Here is a 26,595-nt window from a genome sequence, read left to right on the forward strand (position 1 = left end):
GAATCACCAGCCATGGGATCGGGAAATGATTGATATTGCCGTTGTTGGCGATGCTGCCACCGGAAAGTGGGTAGAGCGCCAGGAACAGAAACTGGGTTCAGAAGGTTTGCGGTGCGGTTTTTTTGACTGGAAGTCCGGGCCGGGCAATGTTTCCGGGGTAGATCTCTGGTTGGTCGATATTGGCTGTTTAGCACCGCACGAGGCGAAATCCCTGGATACGATTGACGCGTTGAACGGAGAGTCTGCTTGCAGGCCGTGGGTGGCGATGGCAAACACGTTTTCTCTTGAGCTGACGCAGGTTGCTCTGTCGCTGGGTGCGGCACGGTGCCTGAGCAAGCCGGTGACACCCCGAGCTCTGTTGGAGTGCTGTCGGGACCTTGGCGTTGGAGAGCCACCCCGCAGCGGAATGCTGGCTGTGATCGAGGCCAGGGACACGGCTTATCAGGGGCTCGATAACGCATTGACGGGTGCGGGGTTGGCGGTCGAGAGGCTCGTTGACGTCGAGGCCGGTGTGCTTGCTTTGCAAAAAGATCCCCCTGACGGTCTTGTCATAAGCCACTATCCCGAATCCCTGTCGATCCGGGCCGTTATTGATCTGCTCCGGTCCTTTCCCCAACTCAATGCGGTTCCGGTATTTATAATTAAAGGTAAAACCAGGCAGGGTGAGGTCTTGCTGGCCCTGAACGCCCTTGTTGACGTTGTCTATGTTGCAGGCATTGACGAGTTGACTTCAGCGGTCACCGCCCGTTTGAACCGGAATCTGCCGGCAACAGGGGCCCGCCACCGGCTTTATGAAAAATTCCATGACTATGAGCAGGAGCAGCGCGCCCTTCACCTGCATGCCATTGTCAGCAAGACGGATCGGGCTGGTCGGATTATTGAAGTGAATGATCGGTTTTGTGAAATCAGTGGCTATTCCTCAGAAGAATTGATCGGCCAGAACCACCGTATGCTCAAATCCGGACATCATTCAGTGGAATTTTACCATGAGCTCTGGTCCAGCATCAGCCAGGGCGAAGTCTGGCGAGGTGAAATTTGCAACCGTGCCAGGGATGGATCCTATTACTGGGTGTCCTCGACTATTGTCCCCTGCCTGGACCAGTCAGGCCGCCCCTACCAGTACATTGCCATCCGCAAGGATATTACTCACGTCAAGGGTGCAGAGGCCCTTATCAGTCAGCAGGGAGTGCTGGCCAGTTGCCTGGGAGAGCTTGGCGCGCGGCTGCTTGATGTGGGTTGGCAGGAAGCTGTCCATGGACTCCGCGTCGCCTTTGCGCCTCTGTGTTATCTCTTACAGGCGGTTGGTGTAGCACTGGATCTGCAGAGACATTATCCGTTCCTGCATTATCTGCCAAAGGCATCGCCAGTCACGGAAGAACTGCCCGCACTGTGGATCCGGAACGCCGAAACCGAGCATGGTGGTCCCGGCTCTGGCGGGGCTCCGGCGTTTAGAGCTCCGTTAATGTTTAATGATGTTCAGCTGGGTACGGTAAGCATTGTCGGCCCATACAGCCCTACGGGCGAGACCTTCTCGCAGCAGGGTTTAATTGAGCTGTTTGCCAATATCCTGGCGGGAGCGCTGACTCGATGGCAACGGGAATTCGAGCATGAGCATAATCGTGAGCGCCTGCGGATTGCCCAGAAGTACTCGGGCATTGGCACCTGGGAATGGAACATCGCGACGGGTGAGCTCTACTGGACAGAACAGATTCCGGTCCTGTTCGGCTACCACGAAGGAGAGCTGGAGACCTCCTATGAAAACTTTATGAGTGCAGTGCACCCGGAGGACAGGGGAAAGGTCGAAACGGCCATAAAGGAGACGATTGAAGAGGATCATCCTTATCGTATCGAACATCGGGTGGTCTGGCCCGATGGCCAGATCCGGTGGCTACTGGAGACCGGAGACATTACCCGCGACGAATCCGGCAAGGCTGTCCGCATGCTGGGGGTGGTGCAGGACATTACCGGGATCCGGGAAGCCGATCTCAAGCTGGAGGCACAGGCCAGCCTGCTGAACATGCTCCACGATTCGCTTAACGCGTTTGTACTGGAGGGGAGGTTCAAGGCAACCCTGGATACCATGCTTGATAATCTGATCGGGCTTACTGGCAGCGAGTTTGGTTATCTGGCGGAGGTTCTGTATGACCATTCTGAAAAGCCCTACCTTCGCGTGCAGGCCATTACCGATATCAGCTGGGATGCGATGTCCTCGGAGATGGTCAGTCGTGTAGGCACAGACCGTTTCGAATTCCGGGAACTGGACAACATGCTGGGCGCCTGTATCCGCGAGGGCGGGCCGGTCGTGGTTGATCAGGCATCGGCGGATGCCTCCCTCCGGTGCCTGCCTCCCGGGCATCCTGACATCCGCACCTTCCTGAGTGTTCCCATTTTTGTGGGAGCGGAGCTGGTGGGAACCTTTGCCCTGGCCAACCGGAAAGAGGGCTATGACGAGGAGCTCATCGAATTCCTGGGACCGTTTATGGCGACCTACGGGGTGATTATCAAATCCCAGCGCATGCTGGACATGGAGGCGATCAATCAAAAAAACCTGGTACGGGCCAAACAAAGGGCGGATCAGGCCAACCGGGCCAAGTCGGAGTTCCTGTCAAGCATGAGCCATGAATTGCGGACGCCTCTGAATGCGATCCTGGGTTTTGGTCAGTTGCTTGAGATCGATAATGACCTTGATGAAGAGCAACAGGACAACGTCCGGGAAATCCTGAACGCCAGCAGGCATCTGCTTACACTGATCAACGAAGTCCTGGACCTGGCCAAAATCGAGTCAGGCAAACTCGACCTGTCGCTGGAAAGCATTCCCGTTTCTGAGCTAATGGAAGAAACCCTGACCCTGGTGCGGCACATGGCCCAGTCCCGGGGAATCAATATTCGCGTGGAAGACACTGACGGCTTCCGGGTTACTGCAGACTGGACCCGCCTGAAGCAGGCCGTGACGAACCTTGTTTCCAATGCCATCAAGTACAACCGGCCACAGGGTGAGGTGTTGATTTCAGCCAGGCAGCATTGTGAAAACTGGGTGGATATCCGGGTATCGGATACCGGTCCCGGTATTGAACCGTCACGGACTTCCGAGTTGTTCCAGCCATTCAATCGGCTGGGAGCTGAACTGAGCCATATTGAGGGCACAGGCATCGGCCTGGCCCTGACCCAACGTCTGGTGGAGTTGATGGGGGGCACTATCGGAGTGGAAAGCCGTGTTGGCGAGGGCTCCACATTCTGGCTCCGGTTGCCATCCGAAGACGGCGGCAGTGCTATCAACACCACTGGCGCGCCGGTCATTCAATCGCAGAGCCAGCCAGCGCAAACCGGTGACAACCAGGTGCAAGAGACCCGGTCCGTTCTGTATATCGAGGACAATCCCGCAAACCTGAAGCTGGTTGCCCGCATTCTGCAACGCTTTCCCGGCGCCGATTTGCTGACTTCAGCCAGCGGTGCCGAAGGCGTGGCGCTGGCCAGGGCTGAACAACCGGATCTTGTGCTGCTGGATATCAACCTGCCTGACACGGACGGGTATCAGATCCTCCGGTCGCTGAAAACCAACCGCAAAACATCAGCCATCCCGGTGATCGCCCTGACGGCCAACGCCATGCACAACGAAGTACGTCGGGGTAAACAGGCCGGCTTTGATGACTATCTGACCAAACCTATAAGTGTGGACGACCTGCTTGCCACTCTGGAAACTTATCTGAGGTAAACCGATTATGTCTGCTTTTTCCGACACCCGCTTCCACGAGCACGCGATTTTCGTGGTTGATGATGAGCCGGTGAATCTCAAGCTACTGGAACGCATCCTGTCAGCTGAGGGGTACCGGAATGTCGTGTCCATTGGTGATCCGTTCATGGTGCTGCCGGCCTACAGGGAGCATCAACCCGCGCTGATTCTGCTGGATCTGAATATGCCAGGCATGAGCGGTTTCGAGGTGATGGAGCAATTGGCGGGTCTGCAGGATCCGCTGATGCCACCTATCGTGATCCTTACTGCACAGAATCAGCAGGACTCCCTGCTGCAGGCTCTGCAGCAGGGAGCTCGCGATTATGTAACCAAGCCGTTTGATCGCCGTGAGCTGCTGATGCGGGTGCGGAATTTTCTGGACGCCCACCTGGCCCATCGGATGGTGCGGGATCAGAAAGCGCATCTTGAGGTGCTGGTTTCAGAGAGAACCCGTGAACTTCAGGAGACCCGCCTGGAAATCATTCGAAGGCTGGGACATGCCGCAGAATATCGGGATGAAGAGACTGGCAACCATATCATCCGTATGAGTCAGATGTGCGCGCTTCTGGCCCGCAAACTGGGCTGGTCGGAATCCCGGTGTGATCTGATTCTTCACGCCAGCCCCATGCACGATATCGGCAAGATCGGTATTCCCGACGCCATTCTTCTCAAGCCGGGAAAGCTGGATCCGGACGAGTGGCAAATCATGAAAACCCATGCCGAGATTGGCGCCCGTTTGCTCGATGGCAACGATAGCGAACTGTTGAGCATGGCCCGGGAGATCGCGCTGAGTCACCATGAGAAATGGGATGGCAGCGGTTACCCCGCAGGTCTGTCCGGCAAAGACATTCCGCTGTCAGGCCGCATCGCCGCCCTTGCCGATGTGTTCGATGCCCTGACCTCGGAACGCCCCTACAAGCGCGCCTGGAAGCTGGAGGATGCGGTTGCGCTGATCCGTGATAACAGGGGTAAACACTTTGACCCGGAGCTGGCCGATCTTTTTCTGGCGGATGTGGACAGTTTTGTACAAATCAAGAACGCTTACCGGGATTGAAAATCGTAATGAGTCGTGAAAATGAACCGCAATGATCTGGACTGGTGGATTGATCTTGTGCCCGATGCGGCAATCGTGGTCGGGCGTGATCAGGTGGTGGTGGCCGCCAATGGTCGCGCAGATGCAATATTCGGGGCTCCGGAGGGAGGACTAAAGTGTAAGGCGTTGGAATTGCTGATTCCGGAGGCTTCACGCCAGGCCCATCGACAATACGTGGCGGATTTTTTTTGCGAGGAAGAATGCCGGGCAATGGGGGCGGGCCTGCGCTTCCAGGGCCGGCGGCTGGATGGTCAGCTCCAACCTATGGATATCATGCTCAATCGTATAAAGGTGGCAGATCAGGAGTTCACCTTGGCGTTGATCAGGGACGACTCAGAGCGGGTAGCCATACAACAGATACGTGAGGAACTGGAGACTACCACAGCGCGGCTGGCCCGAGCCCAGGAAGTGGGGGGACTAGGGTGGTGGGAGTTCGACGTTGAGTGTCAACGGCTTGTCTGGTCGCCCATGGTCGCCGCAATCTTGGGATTGCCGGAGAAAATTGAAGCGTCACTGGCCCTGGTGGCAGAGCATTCTCATCCTGACGATCGTCCTCGGGTGCTGGACCTCCATCGGAACCTGATGACAGCTGCGGGCACCAGTCTGACTTACAGGATTCGCCGGCCGGATGGCGAGGTGCGGTGGTTACAGGAAACAATTGATCACGGCACCGGAAATCGGGTTTTGGGCGTAATGCGCGACATCACCACCGAAAAGTCTCTGGAAGACAGGCTCAGAAAAGAGTCGGTCATTGATGATCTGACAGGGATGTATAACCGAAAGCAATTTAACCGGGATCTGAAAAGCCGTTACTCCGCATTCATTCGTCGTGGTCGCAACGCATCTGTGATCATGTACGATTTTGACCACTTCAAGAACATTAACGATTGCCATGGCCACCTGGTGGGCGACAAAGTGCTCAGGCAAGCTGCGCGGCTGGTCATGGATCAGCTGCGCCCCTCCGACAGCGCCTACCGCCTGGGGGGCGAGGAGTTTGCGATTATTACCGGTGATACAGTCCCAGAAGATGCGGTGCAACTGGCAGAGCGGGTTAGACACTTAATCGAAGGAGCTGAATTCAGAGCGGATGATTCGCTGGTGCGGGCGACGGTCAGTCTCGGGGTTTCCGGGTTTCGTTTGGCCGACAACCATTTTGAAGACATTCTCAGGCGCGCTGACCGGGCCCTGTACCAGAGCAAGAGGAAAACAAGGAACACCGTTAGCCTGATCGAATAGATCAGGCTGTCATGCTTCCTGCTCATCCATTCTGGAATGGGAGCGCAGTGAGTGCTGCATCGGACTGGCGGAACTTGTAAGCCAGTATTGCCTGATTTCCCTGAAGTTGTCTCCCGCAGACCTGACGTGATGGGTCAACTGCTTGAGATGATCCAGCTCGCGCAGGGTCTGCGTCGGGTATTCGCCGAAGTGTTGCCGATAATAGCTGGAAAATCGCCCAGCATGCTGAAACCTCCAGTTAAATGCCTGTTGGGAGACACTGATCCTGTCCGGGTAGTCCTGGATAATGGCTTCCCTTGCCTTGATCAGTCTGCGCCCCCGAACATATTGGTAAGGAGACTGGCCGGTGTACTGCTTCATGAGGTAATGGAAATTTCGTAAGCTGAGTCCGGAACGGCTGGCCACGGCTTTGATATCGATATCCTTGTCCAGTGCATGATTCAGCAATTGTATGGCCTTACAAAGACGGCCATCATCATTGACATTTTTCCGTTCGGGTGGCCCTGAGCAAGGGAGGCTGCCTGTTTCCAGGCAGTCATATAATCTTCGGGAGAAGCGTTCTACACGTCTTTGTGCATGTTTGTAGTCCCGAAAAAAAGGCGTCTCGTAGAGGAAATTGGTCAGTCCCTCTACCAACCGGCTTTGGTGGCTCAGAAAGGCGTGTCGGTAGCGTCCCTCCCTCAGGCAGGGTAACTGGACAATAAACAGATGTGTTTCGTCGGAGAGAGTTGCGTGAAATTCTTCGTGGGGGTCAAGGACGAATGGCGCCCAGGGACCACAAAGACGATGCTCATCGGTCACCTTGAAATCCACCGTTCCCTCTACCGGCATCACAATCGCAGCAGATCCGGCGTTGGCCCCGGAAATCATACTTGAGTGCCGCATATAGAAACCGCAGACATTCAGATTATCAGATGGAAGGAAAGACAGCCGGCCCCTGAAACTCCGGGAGTCTGTTGGTGTGAGAATCTTCTGGGATAACCTCGGGCTGTTGGTTAAAACCTGAAGTGCCGAAAGCCAACTTTCCGGCCGGAATGTGTCCATGCGAAGGAAGTGCTCAAGGACAAAAGACTGACTGTTGCAGGCGTACATATTAGTGGGTTTTACCGTATCTTGAGGGAGAAACATTAACGTGAGTCAATCTACGGGGAGGGCAATGTATCCGATGTCCAGTTATTGCAATGTTTTGGTAAAGTGCTGGCTCAGGCGAGGTTTAAGAATTGAGTTTTGATGCAGATCAATTTCTGCCTAGATAATTTAACTTTGTTTTCAGGGTTGCTGGAACTGGATCATTCGCTGCGCAGCCAATAATTCACATGATCAGCTATCAACACCCAACATCAACCAGAACCGCCTCCGGAAAAAAGGCGCTTCCTTTTTCAGCGAAAACAACTTCGGCGCAAACAGCCAGGTCTGGGTAATCCCCATCAGATAGGTATAACTCAGCAAGCCCAAGTCACTGGGATCTTCCTTTGTTGTGATCGAACCTTGCTCAACCGCCTGCCCGACCAGATCCCTGAACAAATCAATGATCGATTTCGTTAATGCCCGTTCCCGGTTCAACGTCCGGCTCATGGCATCCGTCAGTTCCGTCTTGTTGAGCAGAATCTCGAAGGACTGCCGGTATTTCCGGTTGTTCGCCAGCAACCCCAGCCATTGCTCGATGAAATGATCCATCGCCTCGACCGGTGTCTCCCGCATGCCCGCGCACTCGGCCACCAGCGCTTCAAGGGGTTCCTGTGAGTAGGCGAGCACCGCCTCGTACAGGTCATCCTTGTTCTGGAAATGCCAGTAAATCGGCCCACGGCTACACCCGGCTTCCCGAGCAATCCGGCTTAGTGTGGTCAACGAATAGCCGTCCCGGCTGAACAGGGTCAAGGCAGCCTCAAGGACGGTCTGGCGGGTTTTTTCGGCGTCTTCCTTGGTGCGGCGCATAAACGGTGTTTCTCAGCGGTTAACTGTGCGTTCGGAAGATCGGCGTTGGGGTGCCTTTCCAAAACTGTGCGGAGCCAGGGATGGCGTAGCCCAAGCGTCACATGGATGTGCCGCAAGGAGCGTGTTTTGGAAAGGCACCCCAACGCCGATCCACCTCCAAAGTCTAAACGAAAAAGGGCACGAATATTCGTGCCCGATCGTATCAGAGTTTTAGAGGACGATCGCTCAGATCTCGTCGTCAGCAGCCATCTGCATGTAGCTGTCATCAAAGCGGAACTTCACGTTGCTCTCATCACCCATAATGGAACCATCGGGAAACTCGATACCGACAAAATCCGGACTCTGGGCGCCCTGGCCCAGCAGGCCCTTGTCGAACGAGAACTGACGAACATCGTCCATGGCGGACCGCGCTTCGTCACTGCGGATGAACTCCACCGAATTCTCCGGCTCCCAGAACATTTTCATGCCCTCCAACTGCATTTCATAACCTTCCTGGTCCGTGCCGGAGATTTCACCCAGCATGGCGCGGGCTTCCTGGCCTTCTTCGCTGTCGGATTTGAGGATGCTCATGGTTTCATACCAGGCGCCCACCAGGGCCTTGCCCAGTTTCGGGTTGTCCGCCAGGGTTTCCGTGTTCACCATTGTCAGGTCCTTGATGTGGCCGGGAATCTGGCTGGAGTCGAACAGTGGCGTGACGCCCGGCATGGCGGCCACTTCCGTCAGCAGCGGGTTCCAGGTAGCGACATGGCGCACCTCGTCCGTCTGGAAGGCCGAGACCAGGTCGGCGTCGGAGATGTTCACCACATTGATGTCCCGCTCCTCTAGGCCAACGCTGTCCAGCGCCCGCACCAGCAGGTAATGGGAAACGGACAGCTCAACCAGGTGTACGGTTTCGCCTTCCAGGTCCTCGATAGACTCGGCGTCTTTCGATACCAGGCCATCGTTGGCGTTGGAGTAGTCCCCCACAATCAGCGCCGTAGTATCCAGGCCGGAGGCCGCCGGAATCGACAGGCCATCCATGCTTGTAGCCACCACGCCATCGAACTGACCGGCGGTGTACTGGTTGATGGATTCGATGTAGTCGTTCACCTGCACGATATCCACTTCAATATCGTACTTGTCCGCCCACTTTTTCATGATGCCGCTGTCTTCGGCGTACTGCCAGGGCACCCAGCCGGCGTAGATGGTCCAGGCAATGCTGAAGGAATCCTTTTCCTCGGCAATGGCGCCCATGGACAGAGAAGCGGTCAGCAGACCGGCCGCCAGACGTTTACTCATGTCAGATGTTTTCATGGTATCTCTCCTCGGGCTCTGCCCGTGTTGGTCGATTCACTCTTCTTTTGTGTTGCTGGCACTATTCATTAACGTCTTCCACGATCACCACCGGCGTACCCGGTGATACCGCCTGGCCCGCTTCCCGGCGCACGTCCACGACGCGGCCGCTCACCGGGCTCAGCAATTCAATTTCCATCTTCATGGATTCGATAACCGCCACCGGGCGCTGGGCCTCGATCAGGTCGCCGGGCTTGACCAGGCATTCCCAGAGGTTGCCGGCCACGTGGCTTTCCACCGCGTGCTGGCCTGCGGGCAGGTTGGCGATGTCATCCTCGCCTGTGTCTTCCATCGGGGCTTCGGAACTGAAATTGATCTGGCCGGATTCGATCCAGCGTTGAAGTTCCTCGTCGAAGGCCTGTTTGCGTTTGCCGGTGAAGGCTTCGATTTCGTCGTTGTTATCCGTCAGGAACTGCTCGTAATCCTTCAGGTTGAAGCGGGTTTCCTCGATGCGGATCGGGTAGTCGCCGTTGGGGAAATCCCGGCGGATCTGCTGCAGCTCCTCGGCGCTGACTTCGTAGAAACGCACCTGATCAAAGAACCTCAGCAGCCAGGGTTTGCCCGGCTCGAAATACTCGGTGTTGCGGTAGCGGTTCCACATCTGCAGGGTGCGCCCGACGAACTGGTAGCCCCCCGGGCCCTCCATGCCATAGATGCACAGGTAGGCGCCGCCGATGCCCACGGAGTTCTCTGCGGTCCAGGTACGGGCCGGGTTGTATTTGGTGGTCACCAGGCGGTGGCGCGGGTCCAGGGGCGTGGCCACCGGGGCGCCGAGATAGACGTCCCCCAGGCCCATCACCAGGTAGCTCGCATCGAAAAGGGTCTGTTTGACCTCGTCGATGCTGTCCAGCCCGTTAATGCGGCGGATGAATTCCAGGTTGCTGGGGCACCAGGGGGCATCCTTGCGCACCGACTGCATGTATTTGGCGATGGCGGTCTGGCAGGCTTCGTCGTCCCAGGACAGGGGCAGGTGCACGATGCGGGCCGGCACGTCCCACTCCGGCTGTTTTTCCAGTTCCTTTTCGGCACTGATCAGCAGGTCCAGCAGGGCCCGCTGGTTCAGGTTCTGGCTGTTGTAGTGCACCTGCAGGGAGCGGATGCCGGGGGTCAGTTCCAGAATCTCTTCCAGGTTCTTCTCCCGCAGCCACTGCATCAGGGCGTGGGCGCGGAAGCGCAGGCAGATGTCCAGCTCCATGGGGCCGTATTCCACCAGCACGTAATTGTCGCCGGCGGCGCGATAGACCACGCCGGTTTCGTGTTCCTCGGTGCCGAGGGAGGCCAGTATCGGCGACACCGGGGTAATGGGTTTGATGCGCGTGGTAGCGGCGGTCAGGGTGGCCACGGATTCGTCCAGGGCCTCCCGCAGGGCGACCGCCTGGTCCTGGCAAACGGGGACGAACCGCACCTTGTCACCGGCCTTGAGCTGGCCCAGTTTCCACAGGTCGGCACTGATGACGGTGACCGGGCACACGAAACCGCCCAGGCTGGGGCCATCGGGGCCGAGGATGACCGGCATGTCGCCGGTGAAATCCACCGTGCCCACGGCGTAGGCGTTGTCATGGATGTTGGAGGGATGCATGCCCGCCTCGCCCCCATCGCTGCGGGCCCACTCGGGCTTGGGGCCGATCAGGCGCACGCCGGTGCGGCTGGAGTTGTAGTGGATTTCCCAGTCGCTCTTGAAGAAGGTGTCGATGTCGCCGTCGGTGAAGTAATCGGGCGCGCCGTGGGGGCCATAGGTAACGTGCAGTTTCCATTCCCTGCCAATGGTTGGCTTGAGTTCGTTGATCAGCTTCGCCGCGGGCGCTGGCGTGGTGTCGGCCAGAGCCAGGACATCGCCGGCCCGCAGGGCGCGACCACAGTGGCCGCCGAACTGGCCAAGGGTGAAGGTGCTGCAGGAGGTCAGGTATTGCGGGCAGTCCAGTCCACCCCGGAAAAGCACATAGGCGCGGGCGCCCGAGTCCTTGCCGGCGCCGATTTTCAGGGTGGCGCCGGAGGGTACGTCGAGCACTTCCCAGAAGGCCACCGGCTGGTCGTCCAGGCTCGCCTCCAGTGCCGCACCGGTCAGCACAATCTGGGTGGCCCGGTTGAAGACGAGGGTCGGGCCGCGCAGGGTGATTTCCAGGCCGGGTGCGCCTTCCTCATTACCCAGCAGCCGGTTGCCCAGGCGGAAGGAGTAGCTGTCGAAGGGACCGGAGGGAGGCACGCCCACTTCCCAGTAGCCGATGCGGCCCGGGTAATCCTGGATCGTGGTCAGGGTGCCGCCGCTGATCACGTCCACCGTGGCCGGCCGGTAGTCGAATTCGTTGAGGGTGCGGGTAAACAGCCGGCCTTCAGCAAAACGCGGGTCTTCCAGCACCTGGCGTACATACTGGCGGTTGGTTTCGATACCGTAGAGTTCACTGGTATCCAGGGCCTGCATCAGCCGCTGGCGGGCGGATTCCCGGTCGTCTTCGTGGACAATCACCTTGGCCAGCATGGGGTCGAACAGGGGAGACACCTCGGTACCCGGCTGAATCCAGGTGTCGATCCGCAGGCCCGCCTCCTCCGGCCAGCTGACATTGGTCAGCAGGCCGGCGGAGGGCTGGAAGTCCTTGTTGGGGTCTTCGGCATAGATCCGCGCCTGTATGGCATGGCCTTTGGGTTGCAGGCCTCTGGCCAGAGCCTCCAGGTCGCCGAGGGTGCCTGCTCCCAGTTCCACCATCCAGCGCACGATATCCACGCCGTACACCTGCTCGGTCACGCCGTGCTCCACCTGCAGGCGGGTATTTACTTCCAGGAAGTAGAACTCGGCGGTGTCCGGGTCGTAGATGTACTCCACGGTGCCGGCACTGCGGTAGTCAATGCTCTCGCCAAGCTGGCGGGCGGTGGCGTGCATGCGCTGGCGGACGTCATCGGACAGTCCGGGCGCGGGCGCCTCCTCAATCACCTTTTGATTACGGCGCTGGGCGGAGCAGTCCCGCTCACCCAGGGCCACCACCGTGCCTTTGCCATCACCGAACATCTGCACTTCGACGTGGCGGGCGTGTTCCACGAATTTTTCCAGGAACACGCCACTGTTGCTGAAGTTGTTCTGGCTCAAGCGCTGCACGGACTCGAAAGTTTTGCTCAGGTCTTCGGCGCCGAAGCAGCGGGACATACCGATGCCGCCACCGCCGGCGGTGCTTTTCAGCATCACCGGGTAACCGATATGCTCGGCTTCCGCCAGGGCCTCGTCCAGACTGCCCAGCAGGCCGGTTCCGGGCAGCATGGGTACCCCGGCTTTTTCCGCCAGGGAGCGGGCCGTGTGTTTGAGGCCGAAATCTTCCATCTGTTCCGGCGTGGGGCCGAGGAACACGACGCCCTCGGCGTCGCAGCGGCGGGCGAAATCCGCGTTCTCGCTGAGAAAGCCGTAGCCCGGATGGATCGCCTGGGCACCACTTTTCGCAATCACCCCGAACAGTTTGTCCTGGTCCAGATAGGTGGCCGCCGCCGATCCTTCCCCCAGCGACCAGGATTCGTCTGCCTGACGTACGTGCAGCGAATCGGCATCGGCTTCCGCGTAGACCGCCACCGAGGTAATGCCCATGGCCTTCAGGGTGCGGATCACCCGGCAGGCAATTGCGCCCCGGTTGGCGATCAGGACCTTCTTCAGGGGCTGGTTCAGTTCCATACCAGCACCTCGATGGGTGTGGGGTTCCAGCCGTTGCAGGGGTTGTTCAGCTGCGGGCAGTTGGAAATCATCACCAGCACGTCCATCGCCGCTTTCAGTTCCACGTACTTGCCGGCGTCGGAAATGCCGTCTTCAAACGTCAGCCCGCCCTCGGCGGTCACCGGCACGTTCATGAAGAAGTTGATGTTGTGGGTGATGTCCCGCTTGCTCATACCCAGCTCTTCGTGTTCGGTCACCGCCACCAGCCAGCTGTCGCGGCAGGCGTGCATGCACTTTTTCTCCAGGGCATAGCGGGTGGTGTTGCTTTCCGCCGCACAGGCGCCGCCCAGGGTGTCGTGGCGGCCACAGGTGTCGGCGGTGATTTCCAGCATCACGTTGTTTTCCGAGGACACCAGTTTGGAGCCGGCGGTCAGGTAGACATTGCCCTGCTCGCGAATGGTGTCCACGGCGCTGTAGCGTTCGGTGGGGTTGTGGGCGTTGTAGAAGAGGGTGTCGGCCGCCTGGTTGCCTTCCAGGTCCAGGATACGGACGGTCTCGCCGGCCTTCACCACTTTCAGGAAATACTCGCCCGCCGGCACGGTTTCACGGAAGGCGGCGTTGTCGGGGTTCAATTCGCTGTGCTTGATCATCTCCGGCCTCCGTTACTGGAACAGGTGGTACAGGGCGTTATTGGCGAAGGCGCGGGTGGCCTCCGGTGACGAGGTCTTGCAGGGGTCGGCATCGGTAACCGGGGCCGCCTGGAAGAGCTGATAACGCACTGGATGGCTCGGATATTCCGGGGCCGGATTGAGCGGGTGGGGGCAGGTGTGCAGCACCACGATGGTGTCCATTTCGAAACGCAGGTCCACGGTGACACCGGCGTGGGAATGGTCGCTGACAAAGGCCATGTTGCCGTCGTCGTCGGTTTTTACCCGGCTGAACCAGTTCAGGTTGGCGGTCAGGTCCTTCTTGCCCAGGCCGTACTTGGCCAGTTCGTTGAGGAAGCTGGTGAAGCCGTTGCGGTGGTAGTGGTTATGGGCTTCCTGGTAGGTCTTCTTACCCCAGCGCTGCTCCACCAGCTCGGCATTGCAGGTACCGCTGACGGTATCGTGCCAGCCCAGGTCATCGCGGATGATGGAGGCAAACACACGACCCATGTCCGAGAGCAGAACGTGGCCCCTGGTGAGTTTGAAGGTGTGCTGGTTTTTCAGGGTGTCCGGCATGTTGTACCGCTCGAGGGGATTCTCGGGGTTGTACATCAGCATGCCTACATTGGCCCCGCCGGTTTCATCGATCAGGCGCAGCACGTGGCCACGGCGCATGACAAAGGACCAGTGGGATCCGCCGGGAATCAGATCGTCGTACAGGGGTGTTGCACAGAGAGGGGCTGCGGTCTGCAACATGGCCTTTTCCTCCTGGTTAGGGCATCCAAAAAAACGAGAGGCGTCAGTAACTGAACGATCCTCCCGGGCTTTTGTCCCGCCGTGTAACCTTGGAAAAGGTCGTCAACTCTCGGACCAGCCATCTGCCTGGATTGGTGGCAGACCGGAACCCTAGTTGACCATTGGTCAGATTGTGGCGCTTTGATTGTGGTTTCAGTAACCGACGTCTCGCTGCGTACTCCAGTCTTTGCAGGGTCCATGCCAATTCATAAACGTCTGATTTTGATGGATTAAGATTTAGTTGCTCGAAATTGATCGCCACCTGACAGGGCGCGCGCACCAGTCTGGTGCGCCGGCGGGTGCCTTTGCGGTGCAATGTTTATTTGAGGGTGTCTATTGGCGTGAGGGCAGTGGTGCCGTGGCTCTTATGCCATCTACTACCAAGGGAGGAGTTTTTCACCTCCATCGAATCATTCAACTATCCGGTATTGGGGTCTACATTGAGTGGGTAAACGCGAAAGGCCGCGTTGCCCTTCGACAAACACAACAAGAGGTCGAGACCATGATCTACGCACAACCCGGAAAGGAAGGCTCCGTCGTCTCCTTCAAACCCCGTTACGAAAACTTTATTGGTGGTGAGTGGGTCGCTCCCGCCAAGGGCCAGTATTTTGAAAACATCACACCGGTGACCGGTGATGTGATCTGTGAAATTCCGCGCTCCACTGCCGAAGATATTGAACTGGCACTGGATGCCGCCCACAAGGCTGCGCCGGCCTGGGGCAAAACCTCTACTACCGAGCGTTCCAACATTCTGCTGAAAATTGCCGACCGCATTGAGCAGAACATCGAGATGCTGGCGGTTGCCGAGACCTGGGACAACGGCAAGGCGGTGCGTGAAACCATCAACGCCGACCTGCCCCTGGCCGTGGACCACTTCCGTTATTTTGCCGGCTGTATCCGTGCCCAGGAAGATACTTCCAGCGCTATCGACAACAACACCGTGGCCTATCACTACCATGAGCCGCTGGGTGTCGTGGGCCAGATCATCCCCTGGAACTTCCCGCTGCTGATGGCAGTGTGGAAGCTGGCGCCCTGCCTGGCGGCGGGTAACTGCACCGTTATGAAGCCGGCCGAGCAGACACCGGCCAGCATCCTGATCCTGATGGATCTGATTGGTGACCTGCTGCCGGCGGGTGTGGTCAATATCGTCAATGGTTACGGCATCGAAGCCGGCCAGGCCCTGGCCACCAGCAAGCGCATCGCCAAGATCGCGTTCACCGGCTCTACACCGGTTGGTGCCCATATCCTCAAGTGCGCTGCTGAAAACATCATCCCGTCCACGGTGGAGCTGGGTGGCAAGTCCCCCAACATCTACTTCTCAGACGTGATGCAGGCCGAGCCGGAATTCATCGACAAGTGCGTGGAAGGCCTGGTGCTGGCGTTCTTCAACCAGGGTGAGGTGTGCACATGCCCTTCCCGCGCGCTGATCCAGGAAGACATGTACGACGAGTTCATGGCCAAGGTTGTCGAGCGCACCAAGTCCATCAAGCGTGGCAACCCGCTGGATACCGATGTGCAGGTGGGTGCCCAGGCGTCCAAGGAACAGTTCGACAAGATCATGTCCTATCTGGAAATCGGCAAGCAGGAAGGTGCGGAAGTGCTGACCGGCGGTGGCCGTGAAGAGATGGAAGGCGAGTACAACAACGGCTTCTATGTTCAGCCCACGCTGCTGAAAGGCAAGAACAACATGCGTGTGTTCCAGGAAGAAATCTTCGGCCCGGTGGTGGGTGTAACCACCTTCAAGGACGAGGAAGAAGCACTGGCCATCGCCAACGACACCGAGTTTGGTCTGGGCGCCGGCCTCTGGACCCGCGACATCAACCGTGCCTACCGCATGGGCCGCGCCATCCAGGCAGGCCGTGTATGGACCAACTGCTACCACCAGTATCCGGCTCACGCGGCCTTTGGTGGTTACAAGAAGTCCGGTGTTGGCCGCGAGAACCACAAGATGGCACTGGACCACTACCAGCAGACCAAGAACCTGCTGGTGAGCTACGACATCAACCCGCTGGGCTTCTTCTGATCCCGGCAACGCACTGACTGTTGTGCCCGGGCCCCATCCACACGGGCCCGGTGGCGAGTCAGCACACGGATGTGCACTTTTTTCCCGGTGACTGGCCGGGGTATGGGTTTTCCTGCCATTTTTCAGGCCCTTCCCAGGGCCTTTTTTTGTTTTCACGGCCTTATTCACGGCGATGGTCCGAAAGGATGACTTTCGCGCCCCGCATCAGCCGAAAATCAGTTCCAAAGTACCATATTTGACCCTCCGGAGACTGGGTAGGATTGAGTGTGAGTTACCGGAAAACCGGCTAACGGGTCGTGAACGCCACAACAATCATCACAAGAGGTAAGCACCATGTGGACCAAACCAGCCTATGAAGACCTGCGGATCGGCTTCGAAGTCACCATGTACTTCGCCAACCGCTGAGAACGGATGGCCAGCCGCTCCGTGCTGGCCGTTTTGCTTCCGGAGTTCCCGCCATGCAGATTCGTATTCTTGGTTCCGCAGCCGGAGGTGGCTTTCCCCAGTGGAACTGCAACTGCGCCAACTGTGACGGTTTCCGTAAAGGCAGCCTGAACGCGAAGGCACGCACCCAGTCGTCCATTGCCATCAGCGAAGACGGTGTCAGCTGGATTCTCTGCAACGCTTCCCCGGATATCCGTGCCCAGCTTGCAGCTTTTGAAGCCATGCAGCCTGGACGCGCCCTGCGGGATACCGGTATCGGTGCCGTTCTGCTTATCGACAGCCAGGTGGATCACACCACGGGTCTGCTGATGCTGCGCGAGGGCCTGCCACTGGATGTCTGGTGTACGGCACAGGTGCATGAGGACCTGAGCAGTGGCTTTCCCCTGTTCCGAATGCTGGAACACTGGAACGGTGGGCCCCGGTGGCGTGAGGTGCCCTGTACCGATCAGCAATTCTTCACCATACCCTGCGCGCCGTCGCTGAAACTGACAGCCATTCCGCTGCTCAGTAACGCGCCACCGTACTCTCCACGCCGTAACAACCCCCACCCGGGCGACAACATTGGCCTGTTTATCGAAGACACCGGCAGCGGCGAAACCGTGATGTACGCACCGGGGCTGGGCCAGCCGGATGAACAGATTCTGCAATGGATGCGCAAGGCAGACACCCTGCTGGTGGATGGCACCGTCTGGCATGATGATGAAATGCTGCGGTGCGAAGTAGGTACCCGCACCGGGCAGGAAATGGGGCATCTGGCCCAGAGCGGTCCCGGTGGCATGATCGAGGTGCTCGACACCATGCCGGCAAAGCGGAAGATTCTTATCCATATCAACAACACCAACCCCATTCTGAACGAGAACTCCCCAGAACGGGCTGTGCTGGAAAAGCACGGTATCGAAGTGTCCTTCGACGGAATGCACCTGGATAGGGCGGTGCCCTCATGAATGCTATCGCAACCCCGGCGATGAACCGGCAGGATTTCGAGCAGGCCCTGCGGACCAAAGGCCGGTATTACCACATACACCATCCGTACCATAAAGCCATGTACGGCGGTGACTGCACGCCGGAGCAGATCCGTGGCTGGGTGGCCAACCGTTACTATTACCAAATCAATATTCCCCGGAAGGACGCCGCCATTATGGCCAACTGCCCGGATGCGTCCGTGCGCAGGTTGTGGCTGCAGCGGGTGTTGGATCACGACGGCCACAGCGACGACCAGGGCGGTATCGAAGCCTGGCTCCGCCTGGCGGAAGCCGTGGGACTGACCCGGGAGGAAGTGATCGACCAGCGCCATGTGCTGCCCGGTGTCCGCTTTGCGGTGGACGCCTATCTGAACTTTGCCCGCCGGGCCACCTGGCAGGAAGCGGCCTGTTCGTCCCTGACGGAACTGTTCGCGCCGGAAATTCACCAGTCCCGGCTGGACAGCTGGCCGCAGCATTATCCCTGGATCAGAACCGACGGCTACGTCTATTTCCGCAAGCGGCTGTCGGAAGCCAGGCGGGATGTGGAGCATGGCCTGAGCATCACCCTGGAGCATTTCACCACCGCGGCACAACAGGCCCGTGCCCTGGAAATCCTGCAATTCAAACTGGACATCCTATGGTCGATGTTGGATTCCCTGACTATGGCTTATCAGCACCAGACGCCCCCGTATCATACCGTCACCGACCAGCCCGTGTGGCACCGGGGGCTGTGATGGCGATGTCCATGGAGCAGGTACCGAGACTGCGGCCAGGTTTCCGCTTCCAGTGGGAACCGGCCCAGAATGCCCATGTGCTGCTGTACCCGGAGGGCATGGTGCGACTCAATGACAGTGCCGGGGCGGTGCTCAAAGAAGTAAATGGCGAGCGCAGTGTGGCGGATATCGTTACCAGGCTGGAGCAGCAGTTTCCGGACGCAGGCTCCCTGGAAAACGATGTCAGCGATTTCCTGAAAGATGCCGAACAGCAGCACTGGATACTGTTCACATGAGCGGCCATCACGCCATGCCTGCCGGTGATCGCCCCGGTATCGGCCCGCCACTGTGGTTGCTGGCGGAGCTGACCTACCGCTGCCCGCTGCAGTGCCCCTACTGTTCCAACCCCCTGGATTTTGCCCAGAGCCAGCAGGAACTGACCACCGAGGAGTGGGTGCGGGTACTGCGCCAGGGCCGTGAGATGGGTGCGGCCCAGCTGGGATTTTCCGGGGGTGAGCCCCTGGTGCGCCAGGACCTGCCGGAGCTGATTTCCGAGGCGCGGCAACTGGGTTACTACACCAATCTGATCACTTCGGGGCTGGGACTCAGCGAGGCCAAGGTGACTGCTTTCCGCGATGCCGGGCTGGACCATATCCAGGTGAGTTTCCAGGCCTCGGACCCGGAACTGAACAACGCGGTGGCCGGTTCCCGCAAGGCCTTCGATCAGAAGCTGGCCATGGCACGGGCGGTAAAAGAAGCGGGCTACCCCATGGTGCTCAACTTCGTGATCCACCGCCACAACATCCACCAGATGGACGATATTATCAGCCTCTGCGAACGGCTGGGGGCGGACTATGTTGAACTGGCAACATGCCAGTATTACGGCTGGGCCTTTGAAAACCGGGAAGGGCTGATGCCCTCGAAAGCCCAGCTGGAGAAGGCCGAGGCGGAAGTGAACAGTTACCGCAAACGCCTCACGGCCAGCGGTTCGGCCATGAAACTGATCTTCGTGACCCCGGATTATTACGAGGAACGGCCAAAGGCCTGCATGAACGGCTGGGGTAGCCTGTTTCTCACCGTGGCGCCGGATGGCACCGCCTTGCCGTGCCACAGCGCCCGACTGCTGCCCATCGAGTTTCCCAATGTGCGGGAATCCTCGCTACACTCCATCTGGTATGACAGCCCGGGATTCAATCACTACCGGGGTGACAGCTGGATGCCGGAGCCCTGTCGTTCCTGCGATGAAAAGGGCAAGGACTTCGGCGGCTGCCGCTGCCAGGCCTATCTGCTCACCGGCAATGCCGACAACGCCGATCCGGTGTGCAGCAAGTCATCCCACCACGATCGCATTCTTGCCGCCCGCAAGGCGGCGGACCACGCCACTGCCGGGCTGGAGGAGCTGACCTATCGCAACACCGACAACTCCCGGCTGTTCTTCCGCGGCTGACGCCTCTGGCGAGGCGGAATCCTCCGTGTTTTCCACAATCTCCGCCGAACAGGCTTCCGCGGCGTTTGTTCAGCGGGGGGCGTTAACGGTATCTCCGGCCGGAATCTTCTGGCTGGAGTTTGATCCGGACAGCAGCAAAACCCTGCTTTACAGAGCGGCTGAAAATGGCCCGCAGCGTGTCACCCCGGAAGATTTCAGCATTCGCAGCCAGGTGAATGGCTATGGCGGCGGGGCAGTCTGTGCCGGTTGCGCCGCGGTTTATGCGGTTGAGGCTTCCGGGCAGCAGATTCATCGTATCGATACCCAGTCAGGTGCTGTCGGGGCCATCACCTGTGACAGCCAGGCCTGCTTCGGCGGGCTGGCATGGGATTCGCGCCATCAAAGGGTGCTTGCCGTCCGTGAATACAGCGGACGCCAGCAACTGGTGGCGGTGCAGGACGGCTCCGGAATCCGGTGTTTGCATGAAGGTGAGGATTTTTACAGCACCCCGGCGTTGTCGGCCAGTGGCACGCGAATCGCCTGGGTGTGCTGGTCCCTGCCGGACATGCCGTGGGTGAGATCCGTGCTCTGGACGGCGGATGTGAATGCCGAAGGCGCACTGGAGCATGCCCGCTGCAGGCCGGCCCCCGGTGAGGGCAGTGTCCAGCAGCCGGTATTCTATGGTGAGGAACTGCTGGTGTTGTCGGATCACGACGGTTGGTGGCAACCCTGGCGTGTGTCCACCGGGGCAGAATCGGCGGTCTGGACCTGTCTGGATGCGACAGCCGCGGACCACGCCAGCGCGCCCTGGCAACTGGGTGAGAGTCATCACCGGCCGCTTGAGAATGGCGGTTGGGCCCGGGTCCGTTACCGGTCAGGCACCGGCGAACTCTGGCTGCAGGCCAGTGCCGACGCACCTGCCCGCAGGATTGCTGCGGACTACACGGATTTTCGCCACCTTACAGTCCGGGATGGCCGGTTACATTGTATCGCCCACTCGGCAACGCGTCTGGATACGGTTCTGAGCATTGATCCCGCAACGGGCGAGTTCCACACACTGGCTGGTGGTGAGAGGCCTTTCAACGCCGATACAATCCCACCGGAAACCTTCAGGATTCCACCTTCCGGGGAGGTGAGGGAAGAAGTCAGTGGATTATGGTACCCGCCAGCCGGTGGTTCGTCGGAAACTTCCCCACCACCGCTGATACTGATTGCCCACGGCGGGCCCACGTCAACGGCCTGGCCGGTGTTCAATCCACAGGTCCAGTTCTGGTGCCATCATGGTTTTGCGGTAGCCGAGATCAATTATCGTGGCAGCGCCGGATTCGGCCGTGATTTTCGCCTGGCATTGGCCGGTAACTGGGGCCAGGCGGATGTCGAGGACATGGAGCGGGCGGCCGATCATCTGGCGGCCACCGGCCGCGGAGATGCCCGCCGGCTGTTTATCCAGGGCCGCAGCTCCGGTGGCTATACGGCACTGATGGCCATGACCCGAAGCGAACGATTCCGGGCCGGTGCCAGCCTGTTCGGGGTGAGTGATCCTGCCCGACTGCGGGAGGTGACTCACCGCTTCGAGTCGGGCTACCTGGACTGGCTGCTGGGATCACCGGAGGAGTTCCCCGGTCGCTGGCACGATCGTACACCGGTGCGGCAGTCTCATCGTATCCGCGGGCCCATGATATTTTTCCAGGGCGGGCAGGATCGGGTCGTCGTGCCGGAGCAGACCAGGGCCATGGTCCGGGAGCTTGAGAGAGCCGGGCAGGCCGTTGAGCTCTGGTGGTTCGAGGAGGAAGGGCATGGCTTCCGGCAGCGTGAAAACCAGGTTGCGCTGCTGGAAAATCTGCTCGCCTTCTATCGGAGGAATCGCTAAAAAAAGTGCAATGATCACCGGCGTCGGTTCAGGTAAACTTGAACCTGATATAACAACAACAGCAACACTGACGAGAACGCCCATGAGCTACGACATTTCTGCTCTGCGCAAGTTTGTATCCCCTGAAATCGTCTTTGGTGCCGGCTCTCGCAAGGCGGTGGCCAACTTTGCAAGTAACTTCGGTGCCCGGCATGTGTTCCTGGTGTCGGACCCGGGCGTGGAGAAAGCCGGCTGGGTAGCGGAAATCGTGGACATCCTGGTGAACGCAGGCATTCGCGTGACCGTGTTTACCGGCGTCTCGCCCAACCCGAAAGTGGATGAGGTCATGGCCGGGGCGGAACTGTACCGGTCGAACGAATGCGATGTGATTGTTGCCATTGGCGGGGGTAGCCCCATGGATTGCGCCAAGGGCATTGGCATTGTCAGCGCCCATGGCCGGAATATCCTTGAGTTCGAAGGTGTGGATACCATTACCTCACCCTCGCCACCGATGATCCTGATTCCCACCACCGCCGGAACATCCGCCGACGTGTCCCAGTTCGCGATCATTTCCGACCCCAACCGTCGCTTCAAGTTTTCCATTATCAGCAAGGCGGTGGTGCCGGATGTGTCACTGATCGATCCGGAAGTGACGGAAACCATGGACGCTTATCTCACCGCCTGTACCGGTGTGGATGCCATGGTGCACGCCATCGAGGCTTTTGTTTCCACGGGCAGTGGCCCGCTCACCGACACCAATGCGCTGGAAGCCATAAGGCTGATCAATCGCAATCTTGAGCCCCTGGTGCAGAATACCGCGAACGTGCACCTGCGGGAGCAGATCATGCTGGCCTCGATGCAGGCGGGCCTGGCATTTTCCAACGCCATCCTGGGGGCGGTGCATGCCATGTCCCACAGCCTGGGCGGGTTCCTGGATTTGCCCCACGGCCTCTGCAATGCGTTGCTGCTGGAACATGTGGTGGCCTATAACTACACCTCTGCCGAGGACCGCTTCAAGCGGGTGGCTGAAGCCATGGACATCGACACCCGGGGCATGTCGAAACCGGTGATAAAACAGCGCCTGATGCAGCGGATTGTTGCCCTTAAACAGGCGGTGGGCCTGGAAGCAAAGCTCGGTAAACTGGGGGTGACCACCTCCGATATCCCCTATCTGTCCGGATTTGCGCTGCAGGACCCCTGTATTCTCACCAACCCGCGCAAATCCTCCCGCCGCGATGTCGAAGTGGTTTATGAAGAAGCCCTCTGATTCCAGAGATGCCGATTACGATATCGGCGATCTCCTCGGTCTCGGCAGCCAGTCGGTGCGCAAGAACTACTACCCGGCTCTGCAGGAACGGATTGACCAGCTGGAAGCGGAGCGGAACCGCTACAAGTGGCTGTTTGAAAATGCGCTTCACGGCATCTTCCAGGCCAATCTGAGGGGTGGCTTTGTGGCCGCCAATCCCGCCATGGCCCGTATCTGCGGTTATGAAAGCCCCGAGGCGATGATGACGAAGGTCATCCGGCTGCGTGAACAGCTGTTCTGCAATTCCGGGGAGTTCGACGCCATTCGCCAGGAGTTGCTGGACGAGGGCAGCCTCAGTGCCCGGGAAGCCCGGCTCAGGCGCGCCGATAATACCCCGGTGTACGTTGCCATTACGCTGTTGCGTCGGCCAGACCTCGGGCCTGAAGTGGTGGAGGCATTCGTTGCGGACATCACCGAGCGCTACCAGGCACGGGAAAAGCTTCGGCAGCTCAATGCCGACCTTGAGCGCCGGGTGGAAGAGCGCACCGACGAACTGCAGAATGCCAACGTGGTGTTGCGCTACCAGATTGAACAGCGGGAAAAGGTAGAGCGGGAACTGGTGGTGGCGGTGGACGCCGCCCGGGAAGCCAATGAAAGCAAGGACAAGTACCTGGCAGCCGCCAGCCATGACCTGTTGCAACCACTCAATGCCGCGCGGCTGCTGGTTTCCGCCCTGATGGACAGCAATCTGCCGGCGGATGAAAACCGCCTGGTTGAGCGCGTAAAACGTTCCCTGGACAGTGCGGAAGACCTGCTGGCGGACCTGCTGGATATTTCCAAGCTGGAACAGAAAGCCATGCAACCGGATTTCGTGCACACCGACATCGGCGAATTGATGCGGGGCCTGGCCCAGGAATTCGAACCGCTGGCGGAAAATGCCGAACTTAATTTTCGCCTGCGGGCAGGCACCGGTACGGTTCGCACAGATCCGCGTATGCTCACCCGTATTCTCAGGAACCTGTTGAGCAATGCCTTCCGGTACACCCGGGATGGCGGAATACTGTTTGCCGCCCGCAAGCGCGGGCCCAACCTGGAAATCGGTGTGTGGGACACCGGTATCGGTATCGAACAAGACAAGCTGCAGGACATTTTCCGTGAGTTTCACCAGATACTGCCCAAAGGCGGAGGCGGGCGCCAGGGTGTGGGCCTGGGGCTGGCCATTGTTGACCGGATGGCCAGAGTCCTGGGGTATGACATACGGGTAGACTCCAACTTCGGCAGGGGGTCCTGTTTCAGCGTCCTCATGCCCCTTGATACCGTTACCGAAGCGCCTGCGGGACGCCCGATCAGGGACGTTCCGGCGCCGGCATCCTCGTCCTTTGACGGGCTCCGGGTGCTGGTGGTTGATAACGAAGAACCTGTGCAGGAGAGTATGAAAGCTCTGCTGGAACGATGGGGCTGCCGCGTGGTGACCGCTGGCAGTGCCTCCGAGGCCATTGAGCGTTGCCGGATAACGGATATTATCCTTGCGGACTTCCACCTGGACGGGAATCGTACCGGTTGCGAGGCGATCCACGCGCTCCGCCGCCACTTTGATCGTGATATTCCCGCTGCTGTCATAACCGCGGACCGAAGCGATACCACCCGCCGGTTTATCAGCGCCCAGTATCTGCCCATTCTCAATAAACCGGTCAAACCCAACCGCCTCAGGGCACTGGTCACCAGCCTCAGTGCATCGGTGAACCCTGTTACCGAATGACGGTCTACACTTAACCCTGTCAGTAACCGATTCCGTCAGGAGAGTGTGCCATGGCCGTTTCAGAAAATGCCCTTACCAATCATGAAGTGACTGTTTGCCTGTCTGGCGGTGCTGTGCTCGGGCCGTTTAATGCCACCTGGTCAAGGGACGAGGGAGGTGACGTAAGAGAGCTTGCCCGCGAGTACGATGCCTTTCTGCAGGGAGAGAAGCAGCGCCGGTTCAAGTTTCACCTGCACGACACCTACACCAATACGGTACATACCCTGATTCTGAATTTTGATCAGGTCACCGGCATTTGCGACCATGTCAGACTCAAGTCCCCCCTGAACGGATAATCAGGGCTGGTCAATAAGGAGGATGTCATGAGCACGTTCAGAACAGAAAAGGACAGCCTGGGTGAAGTACACGTTCCCGAAGATGCCCTCTGGGGCGCCCAGACCCAGCGGGCTGTCGAAAATTTCCCGGTCAGTGGCCTGCCCATGCCGCCCGCCTTTATCGCCGCCGTGGTTCGGGTAAAGCAGGCGGCCGCTGATGCCAACGCCAGTCTCGGTCTGCTGGATAACGACGTGCGCGATGCCATCGTTGCCGCCGGTGACCGGCTGCTCAACGGCGAGTACGCTGACCAGTTCCCCATTGACCGCTACCAGACCGGCTCCGGCACCAGTACCAACATGAACGTGAACGAGGTGATCGCCGCACTGGCCAGAAAGGAAGGTGTGGACATTCACCCCAATGACCACGTCAATATGAGCCAGAGCTCCAACGACGTGATCCCCACCGCCATTCATGTCAGCGCAGTGGCGGGTATTCACGAGCGCCTGCTGCCGGCGTTGACCCATCTTTGCGGCATTATCTACGAGCGGGAAGCGCTTTTTTGCGACCAGGTCAAAACCGGCCGAACCCATCTCATGGATGCCATGCCGGTCACCCTCGGGCAGGAGTTACGTACCTGGCGGGAGCAGTTGCTGGCGGCAGGTAAACGCCTTGAGGCGGCAGCCGAGGACCTGTTGCAGGTGCCCCAGGGCGGAACCGCGGTAGGCACCGGCGTGAACGCGTTGCACGAATTCCCGGAGCAGTTCGTCAAGTTCCTCAAGGCCAACACCGGCTACCACTTCCACTCGCTGGAACACAAGTTCGTGGGCCAGAGCGCCATTGATGCTCCGGTGGCCCTGTCGTCCCAGCTGCGGGGCCTGGCCATTGTGCTCACCAAGATTGCCAATGATCTGCGCTGGATGAACAGTGGCCCTATTCACGGGCTGGCGGAAATCAGCCTGCCGGCCTTGCAGCCGGGCAGCAGCATCATGCCGGGCAAGGTCAACCCGGTGATTCCCGAGTCGGTCGCCATGGTGGGCGCCCAGGTGATGGGGCTGGACAGCAGCATTGCCATTGCCGGGCAGTCCGGTAATTTCCAGCTGAACGTGATGCTGCCTCTGGTAGGCGCAAACCTGCTGGATATGATCGAGCTCCTCACCAACGCGTCCACCATTCTGGGTGACAAGGCGATTCGTGACTTCACCGTGAACGCTGATCATCTGGACGCTGCGGTAGGCAGGAACCCGGTACTGGTGACCGCACTGAATCCGGAAATTGGTTACAGCCTGGCGTCTGAAATTGCGAAAGAAGCCTACCAGAGCGGAAGGCCGGTTATCGATGTGGCCGAGGAGCGCAGCGGCCTTGACCGGGACAGGCTGGAAGAGTTGATGGACCCGCTGAAGCTCACAAAGGGCGGCGTGGCCTGACAAATCGGGCGCCCCGGTGTGTCACCTGACGGAGGCTG

The 26,595-nt window shown here is 59.1% G+C and carries 20 protein-coding genes and 1 riboswitch; of the genes, 14 read left to right on the forward strand and 6 right to left on the reverse strand.

The genetic code is table 11. The features are described 5' to 3' along the window. Positions 1 to 25: 25 nt before the first annotated feature. From HLUCCO03_RS01185 to HLUCCO03_RS01195, 3 genes are read left to right on the forward strand one after another with little or no spacing between them, the layout of a single operon-like run. A complete protein-coding gene (locus HLUCCO03_RS01185) occupies positions 26 to 3,712 on the forward strand; it encodes a PAS domain-containing protein (protein WP_051603939.1) in 3,687 nt (1,228 codons plus the stop codon). 7 nt (positions 3,713 to 3,719) lie between these two features. Further along, positions 3,720 to 4,784, forward strand: a complete 1,065-nt coding sequence (locus HLUCCO03_RS01190) for an HD domain-containing phosphohydrolase (protein ID WP_036197728.1) — start codon at positions 3,720 to 3,722, stop codon at positions 4,782 to 4,784. A 21-nt stretch (positions 4,785 to 4,805) separates the two neighbouring features. Then, entirely contained in the window at positions 4,806 to 6,059 is a 1,254-nt protein-coding gene (locus HLUCCO03_RS01195; protein ID WP_027833272.1) for a diguanylate cyclase, read from the forward strand. A gap of 9 nt (positions 6,060 to 6,068) precedes the next feature. Here the strand turns inward: HLUCCO03_RS01195 and HLUCCO03_RS01200 are convergent, their stop codons facing one another. The 6 genes from HLUCCO03_RS01200 to HLUCCO03_RS01225 form a co-directional block, all read right to left on the reverse strand. Then, positions 6,069 to 6,944 (reverse strand): helix-turn-helix transcriptional regulator, encoded by an 876-nt coding sequence (locus HLUCCO03_RS01200; protein WP_197025696.1) that lies wholly within the window; start codon positions 6,942 to 6,944, stop codon positions 6,069 to 6,071. A gap of 435 nt (positions 6,945 to 7,379) precedes the next feature. Beyond that, positions 7,380 to 7,994 (reverse strand): TetR family transcriptional regulator, encoded by a 615-nt coding sequence (locus HLUCCO03_RS01205; RefSeq protein ID WP_027833270.1) that lies wholly within the window; start codon positions 7,992 to 7,994, stop codon positions 7,380 to 7,382. Between the two features lie 225 nt (positions 7,995 to 8,219). After that, positions 8,220 to 9,287, reverse strand: a complete 1,068-nt coding sequence (locus HLUCCO03_RS01210) for a putative urea ABC transporter substrate-binding protein (protein ID WP_027833269.1) — start codon at positions 9,285 to 9,287, stop codon at positions 8,220 to 8,222. A gap of 61 nt (positions 9,288 to 9,348) precedes the next feature. After that, positions 9,349 to 12,975: an urea carboxylase gene (gene uca, locus HLUCCO03_RS01215; RefSeq protein WP_027833268.1), complete on the reverse strand. Its 3,627-nt coding sequence runs from the start codon at positions 12,973 to 12,975 to the stop codon at positions 9,349 to 9,351. Then, positions 12,966 to 13,604, reverse strand: coding sequence for an urea amidolyase associated protein UAAP2 (locus HLUCCO03_RS01220; protein ID WP_027833267.1), 639 nt, complete (start codon positions 13,602 to 13,604; stop codon positions 12,966 to 12,968). Before HLUCCO03_RS01220 ends, uca begins: the two co-directional genes overlap by 10 nt. A gap of 12 nt (positions 13,605 to 13,616) precedes the next feature. Then, positions 13,617 to 14,357, reverse strand: a complete 741-nt coding sequence (locus HLUCCO03_RS01225; RefSeq protein ID WP_051603938.1) for an urea amidolyase associated protein UAAP1 — start codon at positions 14,355 to 14,357, stop codon at positions 13,617 to 13,619. 58 nt (positions 14,358 to 14,415) lie between these two features. Continuing rightward, positions 14,416 to 14,522: riboswitch (guanidine-I (ykkC/yxkD leader) on the reverse strand. Positions 14,523 to 14,898: 376 nt separating this feature from the next. Between HLUCCO03_RS01225 and HLUCCO03_RS01230 the strand changes: the two genes are divergently transcribed. From HLUCCO03_RS01230 to HLUCCO03_RS01280, 11 genes are all read left to right on the forward strand, one after another. Further along, positions 14,899 to 16,419 carry an aldehyde dehydrogenase family protein gene (locus tag HLUCCO03_RS01230; RefSeq protein WP_027833265.1) on the forward strand — a complete coding sequence of 507 codons (1,521 nt, stop codon included), beginning with the start codon at positions 14,899 to 14,901 and terminating at the stop codon, positions 16,417 to 16,419. Positions 16,420 to 16,752: 333 nt separating this feature from the next. Continuing rightward, on the forward strand, positions 16,753 to 16,824 hold the full coding sequence (pqqA, locus tag HLUCCO03_RS01235; protein ID WP_007153157.1) for a pyrroloquinoline quinone precursor peptide PqqA: 72 nt from the start codon (positions 16,753 to 16,755) through the stop codon (positions 16,822 to 16,824). A gap of 53 nt (positions 16,825 to 16,877) precedes the next feature. Beyond that, positions 16,878 to 17,807 carry a pyrroloquinoline quinone biosynthesis protein PqqB gene (gene pqqB, locus HLUCCO03_RS01240; protein WP_027833264.1) on the forward strand — a complete coding sequence of 310 codons (930 nt, stop codon included), beginning with the start codon at positions 16,878 to 16,880 and terminating at the stop codon, positions 17,805 to 17,807. A 5-nt stretch (positions 17,808 to 17,812) separates the two neighbouring features. Then, on the forward strand, positions 17,813 to 18,559 hold the full coding sequence (gene pqqC / locus HLUCCO03_RS01245) for a pyrroloquinoline-quinone synthase PqqC (RefSeq protein ID WP_292016599.1): 747 nt from the start codon (positions 17,813 to 17,815) through the stop codon (positions 18,557 to 18,559). Beyond that, the gene (gene pqqD, locus HLUCCO03_RS01250) at positions 18,559 to 18,834 is read left to right on the forward strand and encodes a pyrroloquinoline quinone biosynthesis peptide chaperone PqqD (RefSeq protein WP_027833262.1); all 276 of its coding nucleotides are present in this window, start codon (positions 18,559 to 18,561) and stop codon (positions 18,832 to 18,834) included. The genes pqqC and pqqD overlap by 1 nt, the downstream gene beginning before the upstream one ends. Then, complete coding sequence (gene pqqE, locus HLUCCO03_RS01255; RefSeq protein ID WP_197025695.1) at positions 18,831 to 19,985, forward strand: pyrroloquinoline quinone biosynthesis protein PqqE; 1,155 nt, start codon at positions 18,831 to 18,833, stop codon at positions 19,983 to 19,985. The genes pqqD and pqqE overlap by 4 nt, the downstream gene beginning before the upstream one ends. A 25-nt stretch (positions 19,986 to 20,010) precedes the next feature. Next, positions 20,011 to 21,834, forward strand: a complete 1,824-nt coding sequence (locus HLUCCO03_RS01260) for a prolyl oligopeptidase family serine peptidase (protein ID WP_036197727.1) — start codon at positions 20,011 to 20,013, stop codon at positions 21,832 to 21,834. Positions 21,835 to 21,916: 82 nt separating this feature from the next. Next, positions 21,917 to 23,080: an alcohol dehydrogenase-like regulatory protein ErcA gene (ercA, locus tag HLUCCO03_RS01265; protein ID WP_027833259.1), complete on the forward strand. Its 1,164-nt coding sequence runs from the start codon at positions 21,917 to 21,919 to the stop codon at positions 23,078 to 23,080. Next, entirely contained in the window at positions 23,064 to 24,818 is a 1,755-nt protein-coding gene (locus HLUCCO03_RS01270) for a NahK/ErcS family hybrid sensor histidine kinase/response regulator (protein ID WP_027833258.1), read from the forward strand. Before ercA ends, HLUCCO03_RS01270 begins: the two co-directional genes overlap by 17 nt. 50 nt (positions 24,819 to 24,868) lie before the next feature. Beyond that, positions 24,869 to 25,153, forward strand: coding sequence for a hypothetical protein (locus tag HLUCCO03_RS01275; protein WP_292016586.1), 285 nt, complete (start codon positions 24,869 to 24,871; stop codon positions 25,151 to 25,153). Between the two features lie 27 nt (positions 25,154 to 25,180). Next, entirely contained in the window at positions 25,181 to 26,557 is a 1,377-nt protein-coding gene (locus HLUCCO03_RS01280) for a lyase family protein (protein WP_027833256.1), read from the forward strand. Positions 26,558 to 26,595: the final 38 nt, after the last annotated feature.

Origin of the sequence: Marinobacter sp. HL-58, assembly GCF_001314605.1 — a bacterium.
GTDB lineage: Bacteria > Pseudomonadota > Gammaproteobacteria > Pseudomonadales > Oleiphilaceae > Marinobacter.